21 protein-coding genes are annotated in these 20604 nt (G+C 53.8%); 8 read left to right on the top strand and 13 right to left on the bottom strand.

The window, feature by feature from the left end; all coding sequences use genetic code 11:
- Nucleotides 1-101: 101 nt before the first annotated feature.
- Complete coding sequence (locus PMI17_RS10280) at nucleotides 102-1106, top strand: bile acid:sodium symporter family protein (RefSeq protein ID WP_007889091.1); 1005 nt, start codon at nucleotides 102-104, stop codon at nucleotides 1104-1106.
- Nucleotides 1107-1137: 31 nt separating this feature from the next.
- On the opposite strand, the gene PMI17_RS10275 is transcribed toward PMI17_RS10280, so the two are convergent.
- The 3 genes from PMI17_RS10275 to zipA form a co-directional block, all read right to left on the bottom strand.
- Entirely contained in the window at nucleotides 1138-1356 is a 219-nt protein-coding gene (locus PMI17_RS10275) for a DUF3820 family protein (RefSeq protein WP_007889085.1), read from the bottom strand.
- Nucleotide 1357: 1 nt separating this feature from the next.
- Nucleotides 1358-3376 carry an NAD-dependent DNA ligase LigA gene (gene ligA / locus PMI17_RS10270; RefSeq protein WP_007889077.1) on the bottom strand — a complete coding sequence of 673 codons (2019 nt, stop codon included), beginning with the start codon at nucleotides 3374-3376 and terminating at the stop codon, nucleotides 1358-1360.
- Between the two features lie 68 nt (nucleotides 3377-3444).
- Nucleotides 3445-4425 (bottom strand): cell division protein ZipA, encoded by a 981-nt coding sequence (gene zipA, locus PMI17_RS10265; protein WP_007889075.1) that lies wholly within the window; start codon nucleotides 4423-4425, stop codon nucleotides 3445-3447.
- Nucleotides 4426-4642: 217 nt separating this feature from the next.
- On the opposite strand from zipA, the gene cysZ reads away from it, so the two are divergent.
- The 5 genes from cysZ (at nucleotide 4643) to crr (ending at nucleotide 9589) form a co-directional block, all read left to right on the top strand.
- A complete protein-coding gene (gene cysZ, locus PMI17_RS10260; protein WP_007889073.1) occupies nucleotides 4643-5401 on the top strand; it encodes a sulfate transporter CysZ in 759 nt (252 codons plus the stop codon).
- 140 nt (nucleotides 5402-5541) lie between these two features.
- Nucleotides 5542-6513 (top strand): cysteine synthase A, encoded by a 972-nt coding sequence (gene cysK / locus PMI17_RS10255; protein ID WP_007889072.1) that lies wholly within the window; start codon nucleotides 5542-5544, stop codon nucleotides 6511-6513.
- A gap of 388 nt (nucleotides 6514-6901) precedes the next feature.
- Nucleotides 6902-7159 (top strand): phosphocarrier protein Hpr, encoded by a 258-nt coding sequence (gene ptsH, locus PMI17_RS10250; RefSeq protein ID WP_007889063.1) that lies wholly within the window; start codon nucleotides 6902-6904, stop codon nucleotides 7157-7159.
- Between the two features lie 157 nt (nucleotides 7160-7316).
- On the top strand, nucleotides 7317-9044 hold the full coding sequence (gene ptsI / locus PMI17_RS10245; RefSeq protein WP_007889058.1) for a phosphoenolpyruvate-protein phosphotransferase PtsI: 1728 nt from the start codon (nucleotides 7317-7319) through the stop codon (nucleotides 9042-9044).
- 41 nt (nucleotides 9045-9085) lie between these two features.
- Nucleotides 9086-9589, top strand: a complete 504-nt coding sequence (crr, locus tag PMI17_RS10240) for a PTS glucose transporter subunit IIA (RefSeq protein WP_007889056.1) — start codon at nucleotides 9086-9088, stop codon at nucleotides 9587-9589.
- A 137-nt stretch (nucleotides 9590-9726) separates the two neighbouring features.
- Here the strand turns inward: crr and PMI17_RS10235 are convergent, their stop codons facing one another.
- From PMI17_RS10235 to PMI17_RS10190, 10 genes are all read right to left on the bottom strand, one after another.
- A complete protein-coding gene (locus PMI17_RS10235) occupies nucleotides 9727-11088 on the bottom strand; it encodes an ATP-binding protein (RefSeq protein WP_007889052.1) in 1362 nt (453 codons plus the stop codon).
- Nucleotides 11085-11765 (bottom strand): response regulator transcription factor, encoded by a 681-nt coding sequence (locus PMI17_RS10230; protein ID WP_007889049.1) that lies wholly within the window; start codon nucleotides 11763-11765, stop codon nucleotides 11085-11087. The genes PMI17_RS10235 and PMI17_RS10230 overlap by 4 nt, the downstream gene beginning before the upstream one ends.
- 177 nt (nucleotides 11766-11942) lie before the next feature.
- Complete coding sequence (gene cysM / locus PMI17_RS10225; RefSeq protein WP_007889046.1) at nucleotides 11943-12824, bottom strand: cysteine synthase CysM; 882 nt, start codon at nucleotides 12822-12824, stop codon at nucleotides 11943-11945.
- Nucleotides 12825-12896: 72 nt separating this feature from the next.
- Entirely contained in the window at nucleotides 12897-13985 is a 1089-nt protein-coding gene (gene cysA / locus PMI17_RS10220) for a sulfate/thiosulfate ABC transporter ATP-binding protein CysA (RefSeq protein ID WP_007889043.1), read from the bottom strand.
- Nucleotides 13975-14847, bottom strand: coding sequence for a sulfate/thiosulfate ABC transporter permease CysW (gene cysW, locus PMI17_RS10215; RefSeq protein WP_007889041.1), 873 nt, complete (start codon nucleotides 14845-14847; stop codon nucleotides 13975-13977). The genes cysA and cysW overlap by 11 nt, the downstream gene beginning before the upstream one ends.
- Nucleotides 14847-15680 carry a sulfate/thiosulfate ABC transporter permease CysT gene (cysT, locus tag PMI17_RS10210; RefSeq protein ID WP_007889038.1) on the bottom strand — a complete coding sequence of 278 codons (834 nt, stop codon included), beginning with the start codon at nucleotides 15678-15680 and terminating at the stop codon, nucleotides 14847-14849. Before cysT ends, cysW begins: the two co-directional genes overlap by 1 nt.
- Nucleotides 15680-16696, bottom strand: a complete 1017-nt coding sequence (locus PMI17_RS10205) for a sulfate ABC transporter substrate-binding protein (protein ID WP_007889036.1) — start codon at nucleotides 16694-16696, stop codon at nucleotides 15680-15682. Before PMI17_RS10205 ends, cysT begins: the two co-directional genes overlap by 1 nt.
- A gap of 192 nt (nucleotides 16697-16888) precedes the next feature.
- Entirely contained in the window at nucleotides 16889-17503 is a 615-nt protein-coding gene (locus tag PMI17_RS10200; protein ID WP_007889035.1) for an RpoE-regulated lipoprotein, read from the bottom strand.
- A 63-nt stretch (nucleotides 17504-17566) separates the two neighbouring features.
- Nucleotides 17567-18028 carry a DUF2919 domain-containing protein gene (locus PMI17_RS10195; protein ID WP_007889034.1) on the bottom strand — a complete coding sequence of 154 codons (462 nt, stop codon included), beginning with the start codon at nucleotides 18026-18028 and terminating at the stop codon, nucleotides 17567-17569.
- On the bottom strand, nucleotides 18028-18453 hold the full coding sequence (locus tag PMI17_RS10190) for a GNAT family acetyltransferase (RefSeq protein WP_007889032.1): 426 nt from the start codon (nucleotides 18451-18453) through the stop codon (nucleotides 18028-18030). The genes PMI17_RS10195 and PMI17_RS10190 overlap by 1 nt, the downstream gene beginning before the upstream one ends.
- Nucleotides 18454-18664: 211 nt before the next feature.
- Between PMI17_RS10190 and amiA the strand changes: the two genes are divergently transcribed.
- Nucleotides 18665-19522 (top strand): N-acetylmuramoyl-L-alanine amidase AmiA, encoded by an 858-nt coding sequence (amiA, locus tag PMI17_RS10185; protein ID WP_007889028.1) that lies wholly within the window; start codon nucleotides 18665-18667, stop codon nucleotides 19520-19522.
- 48 nt (nucleotides 19523-19570) lie between these two features.
- Nucleotides 19571-20482, top strand: a complete 912-nt coding sequence (gene hemF, locus PMI17_RS10180; RefSeq protein WP_007889023.1) for an oxygen-dependent coproporphyrinogen oxidase — start codon at nucleotides 19571-19573, stop codon at nucleotides 20480-20482.
- The last annotated feature ends 122 nt before the right edge of the window (nucleotides 20483-20604 follow it).

Genomic DNA, 20604 nt, shown 5'->3' with positions numbered 1-20604 from the left:
GATAATTCTCATAGATTGATGCAATAAATCAATTTTATTTCTAAACCCAGCGGGCGCACAATCAGCACCATCATTTTTTTAAATTTAACCGGATTTTAACAATGGGATTTTTACGCCTCGATCCAATGATGATTAAACTCATCATCACCGTGCTGCTGGCCAGCTTCATTCCTGCTAAAGGTGTCTTTGTCGACATTTTCGAATATCTGACCACCGCCGCCATCGCCCTGCTGTTCTTTATGCATGGCGCAAAATTGTCGCGTGAAAAGATCATTGCCGGGAGCAGCCACTGGCGTTTGCACCTATGGATTATGTGCAGCACCTTTGTCATTTTCCCGATTATTGGCTTGCTGATCGTTTGGTGGCATCCGGTGAACGTGAGCCCGGAGATCTACACCGGCTTTATCTATCTGTGTATTCTGCCAGCGACCGTGCAGTCATCCATCGCTTTCACCTCAATGGCGGGTGGCAACGTGGCCGCTGCGGTATGTGCCGCTTCGGCCTCCAGCCTGCTGGGCGTATTTATTTCGCCACTGCTGGTGAATCTGGTGATGAATGTGCACAGCGAAATGCCAGGCAATGGTCTGGAGCAAATTGGCAAAATCATGCTGCAACTGCTGGTGCCGTTTGTTTTAGGGCATTTGTCGCGTCGCTGGATTGGTGCCTGGGTTGAGAAGCATCGCAGTCTGATTGGCAAAACTGACCAAACCTCAATTCTGCTGGTGGTCTACTCCGCCTTTAGCGAAGCGGTGGTGAACGGTATCTGGCATCGCGTTGGCGTTGATACCTTGCTGTGGATTTTAGTGGGCAGCGTGCTGGTACTGTTTATTGCGTTGGCGATTAACCTGGCTGCATCGCGTTTGTTTGGCTTTAGCCGCGCAGATGAAATTGTGGTGCTGTTCTGTGGCTCGAAAAAGAGTTTGGCGAATGGGGTACCCATGGCCAACATTCTGTTCCCAGCCAGTGCCGTGGGGATTATCGTCTTACCGCTGATGATCTTCCATCAGGTGCAATTAATGGTGTGCTCTTTCATTGCCCAACGCTATAAGGCCGGCAATGAGAAGCGACTGGCGCAGCAGCAGTCAGTTGAAATTCAGAAATCTTAAGGAAAACGGCCCGCAAATGCGGGCCGTTTTGTTATTCGCTACGTTTGAGCGGTTTGACCAGACCTTCCAGCCCCTCACTCTTGATCACCAACGTTAACTGCATTAATTCACCTAGCTTACCGGCCGGAAATTCATCTTTGCGCGCGAACCACAACAGATACTCTTCCGGCACATCAATCAGTACCCGGCCTTTATACTTGCCGAACGGCATCACGGTATTGGCAATTTCAACCAGCTGTTGTTTATCCACGTTAGGCTCCGAGCAGACGAATCATTTCCGCTTCGTCGATCACCGGAATACCCAGCTCCTGCGCTTTCGCCAGCTTGGAACCGGCCGCTTCACCGGCGATCAGTAAGTCGGTTTTCTTCGACACGCTGCCGCTGACTTTAGCCCCCAGCGCTACCAGACGCTCTTTGGCATCATCACGATTCATCTGCGACAGTGAGCCCGTCAGGACCACGGTTTTACCGGCAAACGGACTATCAATCTCTTCTGCATTCACCACTTCAACCGGCGGCCAATGCACGCCAATCTCTTCCGTAAGATCGCGAATAACGGCGCGGTTGCTCTCTTCGTCCATAAAGTTACGCACATGCGTCGCTACCACTTTGCCCACGTCCTGCACTTCAATCAGCGCATCAAGATCGGCATTCATTACCTTTTCCAGTTCGCCAAAGTGGTTGGCGAGGTTGGCGGCAGTGGCTTCACCGACTTCACGAATGCCCAGCGCGTACAGGAAGCGCGGTAAGGTAGTGAGTTTGGCCTTTTCCAGCGCATCGACGACATTCTGCGCCGATTTTGGCCCCATACGATCCAGTCCGGTTAGCTTACCGGCAGTCAGACGGAACAGATCGGCTGGCGTTAACACGTACTCTTTTTCCACCAGCTGATCGATGATTTTGTCGCCCATGCCATCAACATCCATCGCACGACGTGAGACGAAATGCTTGAGCGCCTCTTTGCGCTGCGCGCCACATATCAGGCCGCCGGTACAACGCGTTACCACTTCGCCTTCAACGCGTTCTACGTCAGAACCACAAACCGGACAATGACTGGGGAAGACAATTTCGCGCGTCTCTTGCGGGCGCTCAGACTCCACCACGTTGACCACTTGCGGAATGACATCACCCGCACGACGGATCACTACCTTGTCGCCAATGCGCAACCCAAGTCGCGCGATTTCATCGGCGTTATGCAGCGTGGCGTTACTTACTATCACGCCAGCCACTTGCACCGGCTCCAGGCGCGCTACTGGCGTTATCGCGCCGGTACGACCTACCTGGAACTCAACATCGCGCACAAACGTCATCTGTTCCTGCGCCGGGAATTTAAACGCTACCGCCCAACGCGGCGCACGAGCCACAAAGCCAAGCTGCTCCTGCAGCGCTTGTGAATCGACTTTTATCACCACACCATCGATGTCAAACCCGAGCGATGGACGCTCCTGCTCAACCTGACGATAAAATGCCAGCACTTCTTCGGCGCTATGTGCCAGACGAATACGATCGGTAACCGGCAATCCCCACGCCTTAAACTGCTGCAGACGTTGCCAATGGCTGGCGGGCATTTCACCGCCTTCTAACAGACCAAAACCGTAGCAGAAGAAGGTCAGAGGACGTTTAGCAGTGATACGTGGGTCAAGCTGACGCAATGAACCCGCCGCTGCATTACGTGGGTTTGCAAAGACTTTAGCGCCGGTACGACGCGCTTCCTCGTTGAGCTTTTCAAAGCCGCTTTCGGTGATAAATACTTCGCCACGCACTTCTACGCGCGCGGGAATGTTGTCGCCATGCAGGCGCAGGGGAATAGCATGAATGGTGCGCACGTTCGCCGTAATGTTCTCGCCGGTAGTGCCATCGCCGCGCGTTGCTGCACGAACCAGCAAGCCATCTTCGTAGAGCAAACTTACCGCTAAACCATCCAGCTTGAGCTCACAGCAGTAAGTCAGGTCGTCGGTGCTTTTAAGGCGATCCTGCACGCGTTTGTTGAAGGCAAGAAAGCCCGCTTCGTCAAAGGTGTTATCCAGCGACAACATCGGTACTTCATGGCGCACCTGTTCAAAAGCGGCCAGCGGTGCCGCGCCCACGCGTTGCGTTGGTGAATCAGGCGTAATCAAATCAGGATGAGCACTTTCCAGCTCGCGCAGCTGCAGCATTAATCGGTCATATTCTGCATCCGGAATTTCCGGCGTATCCATCACGTGATAGAGATATTCGTGGTGACGTAACGTGGTGCGCAGCGCGGTGATCTGCTCCTGAACCGATTTCATAGTCTCTTATCCGATAAAAAACCCCCGACATGCGGGGGTTGTATTTAGTTTGATTCAGTTAGCGGCGATTAACCGATAACTTCGCGAATACGCGTCTTGTAGGTTTCCAGCTTCTGTGGCGTCATCATGCGACGCTCATCATCCAGCACCACGCCGCCAACATCATCAGCGATACGTTGGGCGGATTGCAGCATCAGTTTGAAATTCTGATTCGCATCACCGTATGACGGCACCATCATAAAGATGGAGATGCCCGGCGTGGAGAAATTGCCCATTTCATCCGGATCGAAAGAACCTGGTTTAACCATGTTCGCCAAACTGAACAGCACTGGGCCGCTGCCTGCCGGGCTGAGATGACGATGGAAAATGTTCATTTCACCAAACTGGAAGCCGGCCTGCAGAATGCCCTGCAACAGCGCTTCACCGTTCAGTTCACCACCTGCATGTGCAGCGACGTGCAGCACTAACACCGCTTCTTTTTTGCTGCCCGGCGCTGCAGCTTGCTGCGGCGCTTCATTGTGATGTGCGATAGGCGCTTCATGTTCCAACTCAGGCTCTTCTGCCGCCTGGAACTCTGGCGCAGGCTGAGTGGCTGAAAGCGGCTCATTATCCAATAAAGGATCAGCCTGAATCGGCTGTGCTACAGGTGCTGGGGTTGGCTTAACCGGTGGCGCCTGGACCGGGGCAGCAGGTTTCCGGGCTTCCGGCTCATCATCAAGTAGCGGATCACCTAATAAGGGATCGGATTGGCGTGATACTGGCTGACGCGCAGGCTCAGGTGCACGTGACGGATTAACCGGACGTGGCGTAAATTCAGGCTCTTCATCAGCATCACGATGACGGCGCACGCGGACTTCGCCGACGCCATCATCATCTTCTTCGCTCAGCAGATCTTCATCGGCTTCTTCGCGCTGTTTCAGACGTTTGTGCGGGCGATCACGAAACACGGAGGAGCGCTCTTTACGGCTGGTCCACAGTCCATGAAGTAGCAGCGCTATTATGGCGATCGCGCCAACAACGATTAATATCAGACGCAAATCCTGCATCATTGTATTCTCTGTTGTTCCAATACCTTGCCACCACGGCAAACTTTATCCTCTAACTGTATTTGCCCAGCTAAACAAGTGCAAGTCTGTGCAGTATTTTCTGACAAATTAGATAGCTGCCCCACGCTTTTTTGCTGTTTTTTCGCGCAAAGCATGCCTGTAGCCGATAAAAAGCCAGGTTATGATGTTCGCGCCGCTATTTTTAGGAGAAAGGCTCGCTATGCCCGCAGTGAATTCAGTCTCAACATTTAATGGTGTTCACTACTTTGCCGAAGGATGGAAACTGGTGTGCCTGCCAGGCATTCGTCGCTATGTCATCATGCCGCTACTGATCAACATCCTGCTGCTTGGCGGAGCCTTTATCTGGCTGTTCCAGCGTCTTGGTTTGTGGATCCCTGCCATGATGTCGTATATCCCTGACTGGCTGCAGTGGTTGAGCTATCTGCTGTGGCCACTCTCGGTAATCACGATTGTGTTGGTGTTCAGCTATTTCTTTTCAACCCTCGCTAACTTACTTGCCGCACCGTTTTGCGGCTTACTTGCTGAACAGCTGGAAGGTCGTTTGACGGGTACACCGTTGCCCGATAGCGGCTGGATGGGGCTGGTAAAAGATGTTCCGCGCATCATGAAACGAGAATTACAGAAGCTCGGCTACTACTTGCCGCGTGCGCTCGGTTTATTACTGCTTCACTTCATCCCCGGATTTGGACAAACCGTTGCCCCCATTCTATGGTTTTTATTCAGTGCGTGGATGCTGTCAGTGCAATATTGCGACTATCCGTTTGATAATCACAAGGTGAGCTTTCATCAGATGCGCCGGGCTTTACGCCAGCATAAAACGGCAAATATGCAGTTTGGTGCGCTGGTAAGCCTGTTCACCATGATTCCCATTATCAATCTGGCCATTTTGCCTGTCGCCGTTTGCGGCGCAACGGCAATGTGGGTGGATCGTTACCGCCCGCAGCATGCGCGTCATTAAAGCGTTAAATTGCCTTATGCATTTTTGCATAAGGCTTATGGTTGTGCGCTATATAGATATGCGATTTCTTTCCTTCCGCACATCGGCAGAAAAGGTATGCTCTGAGGGTTCCCAATATTTCATACAGTTAAGGACGAGCTATGAGTAAGATCTATGAAGACAACTCTCTGACAATTGGTCATACGCCGCTGGTTCGACTGAACCGCATCGGTAACGGCCGCATTCTGGCTAAGGTCGAGTCGCGCAACCCGAGCTTCAGCATCAAATGCCGTATCGGTGCCAATATGATTTGGGACGCGGAAAAACGCGGTATTCTAAAACCGGGTGTTGAACTGGTTGAACCCACCAGTGGTAACACCGGGATTGCCCTGGCTTATGTGGCCGCTGCGCGCGGTTACAAGCTGACGCTGACAATGCCAGAAACCATGTCGATTGAACGCCGTAAGTTGCTCAAAGCGTTGGGCGCGAACCTGGTGCTGACCGAAGGTCCAAAAGGCATGAAAGGTGCCATCGCCAAAGCGGAAGAGATTGTTGCCAGCGATCCCGATAAATATGTCCTGCTGCAGCAGTTCAGCAATCCGGCAAACCCTGAAATCCACGAGAAAACCACCGGCCCAGAAATCTGGGAAGATACCGATGGCGAAGTGGATGTATTCATCGCTGGCGTCGGCACGGGCGGTACGCTGACTGGCGTGAGCCGCTACATCAAAAACACCAAAGGTAAGAAAGAGCTGATTACCGTTGCGGTTGAACCGACTGATTCTCCGGTTATCGCCCAAGCGTTGGCTGGCGAAGAGATTAAGCCAGGCCCGCACAAAATTCAGGGCATCGGTGCCGGCTTCATTCCGGGTAACCTTGATCTGAAACTGATTGACCGTGTTGTGGCGATCACTAACGAAGAAGCTATCAGCACCGCACGCCAGCTGATGGAAGAGGAAGGCATTCTGGCAGGGATCTCCTCGGGCGCCGCAGTTGCCGCAGCGTTGAAGTTGCAGGAAGATGAAGCCTTTGCCAATAAGAATATTGTGGTGATTCTGCCCTCCTCCGGCGAGCGCTATTTAAGTACTGCGCTGTTTGCCGATCTTTTCACTGAGAAAGAACTGCAGCAGTGATGCCAGAATTCTGAAACTGACGAAAAAAGCACCCAAATGGGTGCTTTTTTGTGGTGCAGATCTCACTTTTATCACCAGACAGATTGCTTTCAGTGATGGGGCTCTGGTATTTAAGCTTCCAATTATTTCGGTGCCTGAAATTAATCTCCCTTTGAAGTGGATCAAGCTGAATCGATTTACTGATTTGGCGAAACGGCGAATCACGGCATAATGAGAAGAGTGACGTATTCGTGCAGTTTTTGATCTGTCACTGTTAATGACGTACTCATTCGAGCGCATTTTTTGGTGAGCTTAATGCCATACCAGCGCACCTACACAGGCTAAAGTTACGGCTCCAGGCTAGACTTTAGATCCATAACACCAAACCTGATAAAGTTGGGGAAATAGAATGTTCCAGCAAGAAGTTACCATTACCGCACCTAACGGCCTTCATACCCGTCCTGCAGCTCAGTTCGTGAAAGAAGCAAAGGCTTTCCAGTCAGAAATCACTGTGACTTCCAATGGCAAATCCGCCAGCGCGAAAAGCCTGTTCAAACTGCAGACTTTGGGTCTGACTCAGGGTACGGTTGTTACGCTGTCTGCTGAAGGTGAAGATGAGCAGCAAGCGGTTGAGCACCTGGTCAAGCTGATGGCTGAGCTGGAGTAACCGGCTCAGTTCGCAACTAAACCGACCCCTTTGCCCCATTGAGTGCAAATATCTTGATCGCGGACAACCTGTCCGCGTTATTGCATCTTTAGAGTACTGCTCCGCGACAGTGGCGACGCATTGGGTCAATGAGCCATCGTGATTAAAAGGTAGGGTTATGATTTCAGGCATTTTAGCATCACCGGGTATCGCTTTCGGCAACGCACTGCTGCTGAAGGAAGATGAGATCGTCATCAGCCGTAAAAAAATTACCGACGATCAGGTTGAGCAGGAAGTTCAGCGCTTCCTCGATGGACGCAGCAGCGCTGCTTCACAGCTCGAAGCCATTCGCATTAAAGCCGGTGAAACCTTCGGTGAAGAGAAAGCTGCGATCTTTGAAGGTCACATCATGCTGCTCGAAGACGAAGAGCTTGAGCAGGAAATCATCGACCTGATTAAAAAAGATCACGCCACTGCTGATGCTGCCGCTCACTCTGTGATCGAAGGCCAGGCCGTTGCGCTGGAAGAGTTGGACGACGAATACCTGAAAGAGCGTGCGGCTGATGTACGTGATATCGGTAAGCGTCTGCTGCAGAACATCTTGGGTCTGCACATTGTCGACCTGAGCGCGATTGCTGAAGAATCTATTCTGGTGGCCAAAGATTTAACGCCTTCAGAAACCGCACAGCTGAACCTGAAAAAGGTGCTGGGCTTTATTACCGATCTGGGTGGCCGTACTTCTCACACCTCGATCATGGCGCGTTCGCTTGAGCTGCCTGCCATTGTCGGCACCGGCAACGTTACCGCAACCGTGAAAAACGGTGATTTCCTGATCATCGATGGCGTGAACAACAAAATTTACGTTAATCCATCAGAAGATGTGCTGGAAGAGCTGAAAGCCATTCAGACACAATACCTGTCTGAGAAGCATGAGCTGGCTAAACTGAAAGATCTGCCCGCGATTACGCTGGACGGACATCAGGTTGAAGTCTGCGCCAACATCGGTACAGTGCGCGACGTCGCGGGTGCTGAACGTAACGGCGCTGAAGGCGTTGGCTTGTATCGTACCGAATTCCTGTTTATGGACCGTGATTCACTGCCAACTGAAGAAGAGCAGTTCCAGGCTTACAAAGCCGTGGCGGAAGCTGTGGGTTCACAGGCGGTCATCGTGCGTACCATGGATATCGGTGGCGACAAAGATCTGCCTTACATGAACCTGCCGAAAGAGGACAACCCGTTCCTCGGCTGGCGCGCGATCCGTATCGCGATGGACCGTAAAGAGATTCTGCATGCGCAGCTGCGCGCGATTCTGCGTGCCTCCTCTTTCGGTAAATTACGCATCATGTTCCCAATGATTATTTCAGTAGAAGAAGTTCGCATCCTGAAAGGCGAGCTGGAGCTGCTGAAAGCGCAACTGCGCGAAGAGGGCAAATCCTTTGATGAGACCATTGAAGTGGGCATCATGGTGGAAACGCCAGCCTCCGCAGTGATTGCTCGCCATCTGGCGAAAGAAGTCGACTTCTTTAGTATTGGGACAAATGACCTGACGCAGTATACTCTGGCGGTCGATCGTGGTAATGATTTGATTTCACACCTCTATAACCCAATGACGCCGTCTGTTCTTGGCCTCATTAAGCAAGTGATCGATGCATCACATGCCGAAGGGAAATGGACCGGCATGTGTGGTGAGCTGGCTGGTGATGAACGTGCTACACTACTGTTACTGGGAATGGGGCTGGATGAATTCAGCATGAGCGCCATTTCAATCCCAAGCATCAAGAAGATCATTCGTAATACTAATTTCGAAGATGCGAAGGCATTGGCGGAGCAGGCTCTGGATCAACCGACAGCGGATGATTTGATGAATTTGGTCAACAAGTTCATCAAAGAAAAAACGCTCTGCTGATCCACGGACGCTAGCCTCAAATTACTGCTTAGGAGAAGATCATGGGTTTGTTTTCTAAACTTTTTGGCGAAAAATCAGAGAGCGCGTCAGGCACTATTGATATCGTTGCGCCTCTGTCAGGCGAAATCGTAAATATCGAAGACGTACCTGATGTGGTATTCGCTGAGAAAATTGTTGGCGACGGTATCGCAATCAAACCAACCGGCAACAAAATGGTTGCACCAGTTGATGGTACTATCGGCAAGATTTTCGAAACTAACCACGCATTTTCAATCGAGTCTGATAACGGCATTGAGTTATTTGTTCACTTCGGTATCGATACGGTTGAGCTTAAAGGTGAAGGTTTCAAACGCATCGCTGAAGAAGGCCAGAAGGTTAAGAAAGGCGACGTGGTCATCGAGTTTGATCTGGCATTGCTGGAAGAGAAAGCTAAATCCACGCTGACGCCGGTTGTAATCTCGAACATGGACGAGATTAAAGACCTGATCAAACTCTCCGGTCAGGTAACGGTAGGCGAAACGCCGGTTATCCGTATCAGGAAGTAAGCTTCGGCTGATTCGTGAGAATTAAAAACGGCGCCCATTGGGTGCCGTTTTTGTTTGAGAGAATGGTTGAACCTACCGGCTTCCTGCCTTTATCAGCAAACAAAATGCCTAAAGAGGTTGAACACCCACGTAAAATATTAATCCTGCTTCCAGCGCGGCAGCCTTAACGTCAACTCTAATCCCCCTTCCGGGCGATTTACCGCCTGTACTTCACCGTGATGCGCCAGAATCACTTTGCGTACGATGGAAAGCCCCAATCCATAGCCTTTACCCATCAGCGGTGAATTGACGCGGACAAAGGGATCAAAAATGCTCGATAGCTTCTCATCATCCACGCCCGGTCCTTGATCGCGCACGCTAATCGCCAGCCACTGATTTTCCGCTTGTAAGCTCACGTTGATGTGTTGCCCTTTATGCGAGAAACGCAGCGCATTACGCAGCACATTCTCTACGCCACGGCGGATCAGCTCGGCGTTGCCATGAACGGTATAATCCGCATTTTCATCAACATGAAAATCGACTTTCACACCCGGAATCTGCGCTTCGTAGCGCACATCTGTTACCACCGCATGCAGCAGCCCAGTCAGGTCGAAATACTGCTCGCCCGGCATACTCTCGTGCTCAGCACGCGAAAGTGTCAGCAACTCACCAATCATCTTATCGAGGCGGCGCGCTTCCTCATCAATACGATTGAGTGAAGATGCTACCGATTCTGGTGTCTGGCGCGCCAGTCCTGTCGCCAGCTGCAAACGCGCCAGCGGTGAACGTAGCTCGTGCGAAATATCATGCAGCAGCTCCTCACGCGCTTTTACCAGCGTATCAAGGCGCTCTACCATTGCGTCAAAGTCCTGCGCAACGTTCGAGAGCTCATCATGGCGTTTACGCATCACCGGATAGAGTCGCACCGATAAGTCGCCGCTGGAGACGCGCGCAAAGCCTTCGCGCAGTTGACGCATCGGACGCGTCAGGTTCCACGCCAGTAGCAGGCTGAACAGCAGCCCGAGCGCACCGGCGAAGGTGAACATCGGTTCAGGAATATTGAGGATACGGCGCGGCCCGCCACCGCCCATCGAACTGTCTTGCCGCAAGCCTTTAACGTCGTAGCGCAGTTCATACTGTTTACCGTCCTGCCCTTTCACCCAACGCACAATGACTTCGGGAAAAGGTCCATGGAAGGGTGCACTAAAGGTTTCAGGCGGAGCATTACCTGCCATGGCAGCAGGTTTATTGTGCTGAATAACAGAAAAAAATTGACGGTCGTTTGGTTCCCAATCCGCCATCATGTCATCCAGCGAACTGAGTCCACCGCGTTCCAGAACCGAAACCGCCGATGCCATTTGCAGATTAACGATGCGGCGAATGGCGACGATCTCCGGCGGCTCATGACGATTACCCGATAGCGTAAAGCCAAGCCACAACAGTTGGCTGATGATGACAAACACAATCCAGAAGCCCAGCAAAATCTTCCAAAACATGCGGCCGCGATAGCTGTGTTTCATCGAATGCGGTAACCAATACTGCGCACCGTTTCAATGTTGATGCTATCGGCAGTTAAGGCTGCCAACTTTTGGCGGATGTTACTGATATGCACGTCAACGCTGCGATCGTAGGCTTCGCGCGGACGGCCAAGCCCCTTTTCCGACAGTTCATCCTTTGACACCACGCGATCCGGCGCGCGCAGCAGCAGATCCAGCAAGTTAAACTCAGATGCCGTCAGATCGAACGCTTTACCCTGCCATTCGGTAATGCGTGTCGCGGGATTAAGGCTGAGATCGCCCCAGCGCAGTAGCTCTTTCTTGTCCGGAACCGGCGCCTGATCTTCAAAGCGACGCAGGACGGCGCGCAGACGGGCCACCAGCTCACGCGGGTAGCACGGTTTTGGCATGTAATCGTCAGCCCCCATCTCCAGGCCAATCACGCGATCGATGTTGTCACCTTTAGCCGTGAGCATAATCACCGGCAAACGGCTGTTCTGCCGCACCTGGCGCAGCACATCAATACCGCTCATATCGGGCAGCATGATGTCGAGAATCATAGCGGTATAGTTGCCCGATAACGCGCCTTCCACACCGGCGCTACCGGTTAAAACCAGCTGCGTCTCAAAGCCTTCAGCAATCAGGTATTGGCTCAGCATGGTGCCAAGTTCTACATCATCATCAACCAGCAGAATTTTCATCTTTATCTCTCGCCTAAATTGCCGCTATTTTGTCCTGAGTCCGCAACGAACGCAGCCGATTTTACGCGATCCTTACGTTGCTAACGTCAAATGATTATTACGAAGACTATAGACAAAAATGGCCTGGACGCACCATGACAGTACGTGCAGGCCAGATAACAGGCGGGGAAAGAGGAATCAGTGGAAAACCCCGGTGGAGAGATAGCGGTCGCCACGATCGCAAATAATCGCCACCACCACGCTGCCAGGCTGCGCTAGCGCAATACGTAATGCGCCAGCAACGGCGCCGCCTGAGCTAACGCCACAGAAAATGCCTTCACGCTGCGCCAGCGCTCGCATGGTTTCTTCCGCTTCTTGCTGCGCCATGTCGATCACGTCATCGACTAAATCAGGACGATAAATGCCGGGCAAATAAGCCTCAGGCCAGCGACGAATACCAGGAATGCTACTGCCCTCTTGCGGCTGCAGGCCAATCACCTGCACCGCTGGCGCGAACTCTTTCAAGTAGCGACCCACGCCGCTTATGGTGCCGGTGGTGCCCATGCTGGAGACAAAATGCGTCATGCGACCGCGGGTTTGCTGCCAGATTTCCGGGCCGGTAGTGAGATAGTGACCCAGCGGATTATCGGGATTGTTGAACTGATCCAACACCCGTCCTTCGCCGCGATCGGCCATTGCCTGGGCGAGATCTCGCGCGCCCTCCATGCCCTGCTCACGCGTCACTAACAGCAATTCAGCACCGTAGGCGCGCATCGCGTCCTGGCGCTCCTGGCTCATGTTATCAGGCATCAGCAAACGCAGTTTGTAGCCTTTCATTGCGGCGATCATCGCCAGCGCAATGCCGGTATTACCGCTGGTCGCTTCAATCAAGGTATCGCCCGGTTTAATCTCACCGCGGAGCTCTGCCTGATGAATCATCGACCAGGCGGCGCGATCCTTTACCGAGCCGGCTGGATTGTTGCCTTCCAGCTTTAGCCAGATTTCGCTGCCGTTGTCAGGCGTCAGACGCTGCAACTTTATCAACGGCGTATTGCCGATGGTATTTTCCAGTGTGGTCACGGTTTGATTCCAGACGAAAGAGAGGCAAATAAAACGGGCGGGAAAGTCCCGCCCGAAGGAGTGTCAAAAATATCAGGCGCTTTCGGCAAAGGCAACCGGGCGCAGCGGCGTAGTACCATGGTAAATTCGCGCCTGTTGCAGGCCGATAAACAGACGTTCACCACGTATTGGCGCGGTATGGTCGCCGTCGAACACCACGGAGAACGCTTCACCTTGCCAGCCACTCGGCTGTACCACCAGCTGCCAGAAGTGGCCGCGCGGGCTAATTTCCAGCACCTGCACCGGCAGCGGAGTTTCCAGGCTGCTCTGGCGCGATACATCAATTTCCCATGGACGCAGGAACAGCTCTACCTCGCCCTGATGCGCTGGCGTATAGCCTAGCGGCCAGCGATGCGCGGCAACATGGAACTGCGAGCCGTGCACTTCGCCGTCAAAGCGATTCACTTCGCCAAGGAACTCGAGCACAAAGCGGGTAGCCGGATCGCGCCATACGTCATCTGGCGTGCCAACCTGTTCAATATTGCCCTGGCTCATCACTACCACCGTATCGGCCACTTCCATCGCCTCTTCCTGGTCGTGGGTGACGAACACGCTGGTAAACTTCAACTCTTCATGCAGCTGTCGCAGCCAGCGACGCAGCTCTTTACGTACCTGCGCATCAAGCGCACCAAACGGCTCATCCAGCAGCAAAATTTGCGGTTCGACGGCCAGTGCACGCGCCAGCGCCACGCGCTGCTTCTGTCCGCCTGAAAGCTGGGCCGGGAAGCGATTGGCCAGATGGGCTAGCTGCACCATCTCCAGCAGACGCGTTACGCGCTTTTTGATCTCTGCCGCATTCGGCCGCTCACGGCGCGGCAGCACCGTCAGACCAAAGGCGATGTTGTCGAACACCGTCATATGGCGGAACAGCGCGTAGTGCTGGAACACAAAGCCGACCTGACGATCGCGCGCATGGATGCGGCTCACATCTTTACCATTAAAATGGATCTGCCCACTATTCTGATGTTCCAGTCCGGCGATAATGCGCAGCAGCGTGGTTTTCCCGGAACCGGACGGTCCCAGCAGCGCCACCATCTTGCCGGAAGGAATATCCAGAGAGATGTCGTTCAGTACCGACGTGCGGTCAAACGCTTTGTTAATCTGTTTAATCTCAATGCTCATGATTTTCCTCCTGTAGGCGCTTCTGCTGATGCTCTAATCGCCACTGCACCACGCTTTTCAGAAACAGCGTTACAATTGCCATCAGGGTCAGCAGCGCGGCGGCGGTAAAAGCGCCTACGGTGTTGTAATCCTGATGCAGTAATTCAACCTGAAGCGGCAAGGTATAGGTTTCGCCGCGAATCGATCCCGAAACTACCGAGACCGCACCAAATTCACCAATGGCACGTGCGTTGGTCAGCACCACGCCATACATCAGTGCCCAGCGGATATTCGGCAGCGTGACGCGACGGAACATCTGCCAGCCGGAGGCGCCAAGCAGCACCGCGGCCTCATCTTCATGACTGCCCTGGCTCAGCATCACCGGCACTAGCTCACGCACCACAAACGGACAGGTAACGAAGATGGTTGCCAGCACCATGCCCGGCCAGGAGAACATAATCTGAATATTGTGCGCATCCAGCCAGCCGCCTGCGGGACCGTTAACGCCCCAGAACAGCAGATACATCAAACCGGCGACCACCGGTGACACGGCAAAGGGGATATCAAACAGCGTTAACAGCAGCTGGCGTCCCGGGAAGGTAAAGCGCGTTACTAACCACGCCAGCAGCGTGCCGAACACCAGATTGACCGGGACGGTAATCAGCGCCACCAGGATGGTCAGCCAGATGGCGTGCAACATATCGCCATCTTTCAGGTTATTCAGCGAGGCAACCAAACCCTGGTTGAGCGCTTCCCAAAAGATCGACACCATCGGCACCACCAGCAGCAGGATGGAAACCAGCGCACCGATACCAATCAGCAGCCACTTGCCCCAGTTGATGGGCTGGCGTTCGGCGTGATTGATGTGTGAAATCTCCGCCATCAGTGACCTCCTAAGCGACGGCCAAAGCGGCTCTGCAAGGTGTTAATAGCGAACAGCAACAGCAGCGACGCTGCCATGATCACGGAAGCAATCGCGCTCGCCGCCGGGTAATCGAACTCCTGCAGGCGGACAAAAATCATCAACGAGGTCACTTCCGTTTTCCAGGCAATGTTGCCGGCGATAAAGATCACCGCGCCAAACTCACCAATGCTGCGGGTAAACGACAGCGCGGTACCGGCTAGCAACGCTGGCGCCACTTCTGGCAGCACCACGCGACGGAAACTCTGCCAGCGGGTTGCTCCCAGGGTTTCTGCCGCCTCTTCATATTCCGGACCAAGCTCTTCAAGCACCGGCTGCACGGTGCGCACTACAAACGGAATACTGGTGAACGCCATGGCGACGGCGATGCCGAGCCAGGTGTAAGAAACTTTGATATCAAAATGCGCCAGCCATTGACCGTACCAACCGTTGACCGAAAACAGGCCCGCCAGCGTTAAACCCGCGACTGCGGTGGGCAATGCAAACGGCAGATCCATCAAACCATCCAGCAGCGTGCGGCCCGGGAAGCGATAACGCGTCAGAATCCACGCCATCAACATACCGAACACCGCATTGAACAGCGATGCGACGCCCGCCGCCAGAATCGTCACTTTGTACGCGGCAATCAGCTGCGGATGGGTAATCACATCCCAATACTGCGCCAGCGTCATCTGCGACAGCTGCATCAGCAACGCGCTGATCGGCAGCAGCAGAATCAGGCAGGTGAACAGCAAGCTGGTACCAAGGCTCAGTCCAAAGCCTGGCAAGACACGTTTTTGCGTCAGCGCGAACATTAACCGCGCCCCGCTGCCAGCAATTTATCCAGCTCACCGTCGCTGGCAAAATGCGTTTTCATCACGTTATCCCAACCACCAAACGCATCGTTAACATTGAACAGCTCGGTCTGCGGGAAACGATCTTTCTGCTCGGCCATCAGCTGTGGATTGTTCACGCGATAGTAGTAACGGGTGATAATTTTCTGCGCTTCAGGCGAGTAGAGATAATTAAGATAGGCTTTGGCGGCGTCAGTGGTGCCGTTGTGCTCGACGTTCTTGTCGATCCACGCCACCGGGAACTCCGCCAGAATGTTGTTTTTCGGTACGATGACTTCGTATTCGTCTTTGCCGTACTGATTACGGATGTTATTCACTTCCGATTCAAAGCTGATTAGCACATCCCCCAAACCGCGCTCGGCAAAGGTGGTGGTAGCGCCGCGACCGCCGGTATCAAACACCTCGACGTTTTTGAGGAACTTCGCCATAAAAGCTTCGGTTTTGGCTTTATCTTTGCCATCAGCCTGATCGGCAGCGCCCCACGCGGCAAGATAGGTATAGCGCCCGTTACCTGAGGTTTTGGGATTAGGGAAGATCAGCTTCACGTTGTCGCGCGCCAGATCGGCCCAGCTATGGATCTGCTTCGGATTCCCTTTACGCACCAGGAACGCCATGGTGGAGTAAAACGGTGAACTGCTGTTGGGCAAGCGTTGTTGCCAGTCCGCCGGAATCAGCTGACCTTTATCATGCAGCACCTGCACATCCGTCACCTGATTGTAGGTCACCACATCGGCGCGCAGGCCTTGCAGAATCGCCAACGCCTGCTTGGAAGAACCGGCGTGAGACTGTTTGATAGTCAGCTTGTCGGTGGGATGCGCGGCGTCCCACTGCTTCTCAAAAGGTGCATTCAGGGCGACGAACAGTTCGCGTGAAACATCATAAGAACTGTTGAGCAATTCGGTCGCTTGCGCCGCACTCGCGATACTCAGCGAGAGCGCGATACCGCCAAGCCATTTTTTCGAAATCGGAAGTGTCATGCAGCACCCTGAAAGACGGCGATTAAGCCAATGTCATTAGATGCTGTCAGTGTATTTATAACTCAGGTGAAAGCTGTAACGGTTTTATATATCGTTTAGGGATTTCAAAGTCTAAAAAGGCATAAGACGGCGGGAGAGTTTATGCAGGAAGTGGAAATATTAGGGACGACCGGGTAGCCGTCCATGTGTCGCCTAGCGCTGCCAGACGAGTTTAGTGATTTTCCAGCTCTTCAAAGTATCGTCCGACGGCATCAAGCCTTCGGGACCATGCCATTCACCGCTATAAATGTAGGAAATGTGCTGGCTGCCCGGCGCACGGCACTCCACATCACGCGCATCCAGTCCGCTGACCATTTTGCAGTTATTAAAGGCTTTGCTGAACTTAGCGCTGAACAGATCGCCGATTTTGCTGCCGTCCGCCGCTGTAGCATCGGCATCCTGCACCTCAATACGCTCAACGCGGGTGCTGCCGTTAATCACTAATTTAACCTTGTCGCCATCCAGCGCCTGCCAGAAATCGACCACCTGACCATTCTGCGTGCGCATACCCTGACGCAGTTTGTAGTCGCCGTTCAGCGCTTTATTGATGGCCTCTTCCGACATCAAGGTGGTGCTCGTCAGCCCCGCGACGCCTTGTTCGGTCACTTCCAGCGATCCGCCAAACCAGCCCAGCGGGTTGAGCGCTGACCAGTGATAGCTGAGCGGATTGTACCAATGGCTTTCGTTGGCGCTGGTTGAGGAACCTGAACTGGCGCAGCCGGCCAGAACCATGCTGCTAACCAGCAATGCGTGACGAACAACTTTCATGAAAACTCCTTGATCTGCTGAGCCGATTGGCGTGCCTGTTGGAGTCACAAACCGGCAAAAAGTTTACTCGATGTGCTGATGCTCCGGCAGAAAGCAGTCGCGCAGCCGCTGCTGGGTTTGCAGCCAGAACAGCGCGAGCAAATCGAATAGCGTTAATAACAGTGGCAGCGGGGAATCCGGGAAGGCGCCTTGCAGCAAACTGGAACCCTGCCACAGCAGGCTAATCAGCAACGATGCACTCAATACATGACGCCAACGCTGCCACAGGCGCGGCCAGCGCTGACGATAGCCGGTCAGCAGCAAACCCATAGCGGCCGGAATGCCTAGCGCCAGTCCCAGCCAGAAGCTTTGGCGATCGGGATAGAACAGCGCCAGCAGATCATTACCCTGCTGACGTGATGCGCCCGCCATCACCAGCAGCAGCCAGGTGCGCGCCTGCAATAATAGAATCAGCCAGAAAAGAAACGGCAGCCGCAGCTGCCCTTTTGCATCGTACTCTTCAGGAAGGTATTTCAAACCGATCATTAATACTCACGATCTTCGATCAAACGTTTGCCCAGCAGCAGCGAATCCACCGGCTCGTACTCAAGCTTTTCATAAAACGCCACCACCTGATCGTTCTCTTCGCGCACCATCAAATTGATTTTTGGACAACCGCGCGCAATCAACTTCTTCTCCAGACGATTCATCAGCGCATTGGCAAAACCACGGCCCTGATAATCGGGGTGCACCGCCAGATAGTAGACGGAACCGCGGTGACCATCGTAGCCGCCCATTACCGTGCCGACCACTTCGCCGCCGACTTCCGCCACCAGAAACAGTTCCGGGTCGTGGTTCATTTTACGTTCGATGTCCAACTCTGGATCGTTCCAGGGGCGCAACAAATCGCAACGCTCCCAGAGCGTAATCACTTCTTCAAAATCTTCCTGGCGGAAAGAACGGATTTCCATCGACGTTACCCTGCTGTTAGGCACAATTCGCTGATTATCACGCATTCTTTGCCAGGCGCAACCCTCACGCGTAACAACGGCGCAAAAAAAGCGCGACATGGCTGTTCGTTAGTTGCAATAGAAAGTAAACAGTTGAAATAGTTACGAGGTCGCCGCCTGGCCATTGTTACGCTATAACACTGGGCAGGATTTACCTGCCAGGGACCCATTAATGAAGAAGATTTCACTGCTTAAGCGCCTTACCAATCGTCGCCAACTGATTCTTTCCGGTTTAGCGCTGGCGGTGTTATCGCCGCGCGCCGTGCAGGCAACGGAAGAGAACAGCACTCTGCGCGTCAACTCGCGCCACACGCCACCAAAACCGGCGAGCAGCGGCAAACGCATCGTAATGATTGATCCCGGCCACGGCGGCATTGATTCTGGCGCGGTAGGCGAAGAGGGTTCGGAAGAGAAACACATCGTACTGGCCATCGCTAATACCGTGAAGACGCTGCTGCAGTCGCATCCGCGCATTGAAGTGCGCCTGACGCGCGACAGCGACCACTTTATTCCGCTCTATCAGCGAGTCGAAATTGCCCACCAGCACGGCGCTAACCTATTTATGTCGATTCACGCCGACGGCTACACCAGCCCGGATGCCAACGGTGCTTCCGTGTTTGCCCTCTCCAATCGCGGTGCCAGCAGCGCGATGGCGCGGTATTTGTCGCAGCGTGAAAACGATGCCGACAAAGTGGGCGGCGCCGAGGTGCAGGACAAAGATCACTACCTTAACCAGATCCTGTTCGATCTGGTGCAGACCGATACCATCCGCAACAGCTTAACGCTCGGCAAACACGTGCTGGATCAGATTCGTCCGGTGCATCATCTGCACAGCCAGCACACCGAACAGGCCGCCTTTGCGGTGCTTAAATCGCCGTCGATTCCGTCAGTGCTGGTGGAAACCTCGTTCATTACTAACCCGCGCGAAGAGCAGTTGCTTGGCACTCAGGCGTTCCGCCAGAAAATCGCCAGCGCGATTGCCGGTGGTATCGCCCGTTACTTTGATGAGGTCGATCGCCGCGAAGCGTAGCGTTTATCCTGTGGTAGAATCACGGCAAATTTCCGGAACGAGTGACTGATGAGCAATCCCGATATTTCCCGCGTCAAAGCCTTTTTGCTGGCGCTGCAGGATGATATTTGCGCCCAATTAGCGGCGGAAGATGGCAAGGCGAGCTTTGCCGAAGATGCGTGGCAGCGCCCCGGCGGCGGCGGCGGACGCAGCCGCGTGTTGCGCGATGGCGCAGTCTTCGAGCAAGCGGGCGTTAACTTCTCTCACGTGCATGGCGACCAAATGCCGGCTTCTGCCACCGCGCATCGCCCCGAACTGGCGGGCCGCAGCTTTGAAGCGATGGGCGTGTCACTGGTCGTCCATCCCTCCAACCCGTACGTGCCCACCAGCCACGCCAACGTGCGCTTCTTTATTGCGGAAAAGCCGGGCGCCGATCCGGTGTGGTGGTTTGGCGGCGGTTTCGATCTCACGCCCTATTACGGTTTCGAAGAGGATGCGCTGCACTGGCATCAAACCGCGCACGATCTGTGCCAGCCGTTTGGCGAAGATATCTATCCACGCTACAAAAAGTGGTGCGACGATTACTTTTACCTCAAGCATCGTGACGAGCAGCGCGGCATTGGTGGGCTGTTTTATGACGATCTCAACACCCCCGATTTTGACTACTGCTTCGATTTCATGCAGGCAGTCGGCAACGGTTTCGCCCAAGCCTATCTCCCGATTGTGGCGAAGCGCAAAGCGCTGCCGTGGGGCGATCGTGAGCGCCAGTTCCAGCTCTATCGTCGCGGTCGCTACGTTGAGTTCAATCTGGTGTGGGACCGCGGCACGCTGTTTGGCCTGCAAACCGGCGGCCGCACCGAATCCATTTTAATGTCGATGCCGCCGCTGGTGCGCTGGGAATATGATTATCAACCGGAAGCCGATTCGCCCGAAGCCGCGTTATACCGCGATTTCCTGCCGGTGAAGGCGTGGTTGAAATAATCCGTGGGTCGCCATTTATGGCGTAATGTCGCGCAGTTAAGCGCTGAGCGACTTTCGTTCGCATGGAGCAAGTTTCGTTCGCCATTGGCTGAGGCAGTTGCAGCTATGTCGTGCGGCGACCG

This window comes from Pantoea sp. GM01 (assembly GCF_000282675.1).
Taxonomy (GTDB): domain Bacteria; phylum Pseudomonadota; class Gammaproteobacteria; order Enterobacterales; family Enterobacteriaceae; genus Pantoea; species Pantoea nemavictus.
Note: the sequence above shows the minus strand (reverse complement) of the source record. Positions and strands in the feature narration are given on the sequence as shown.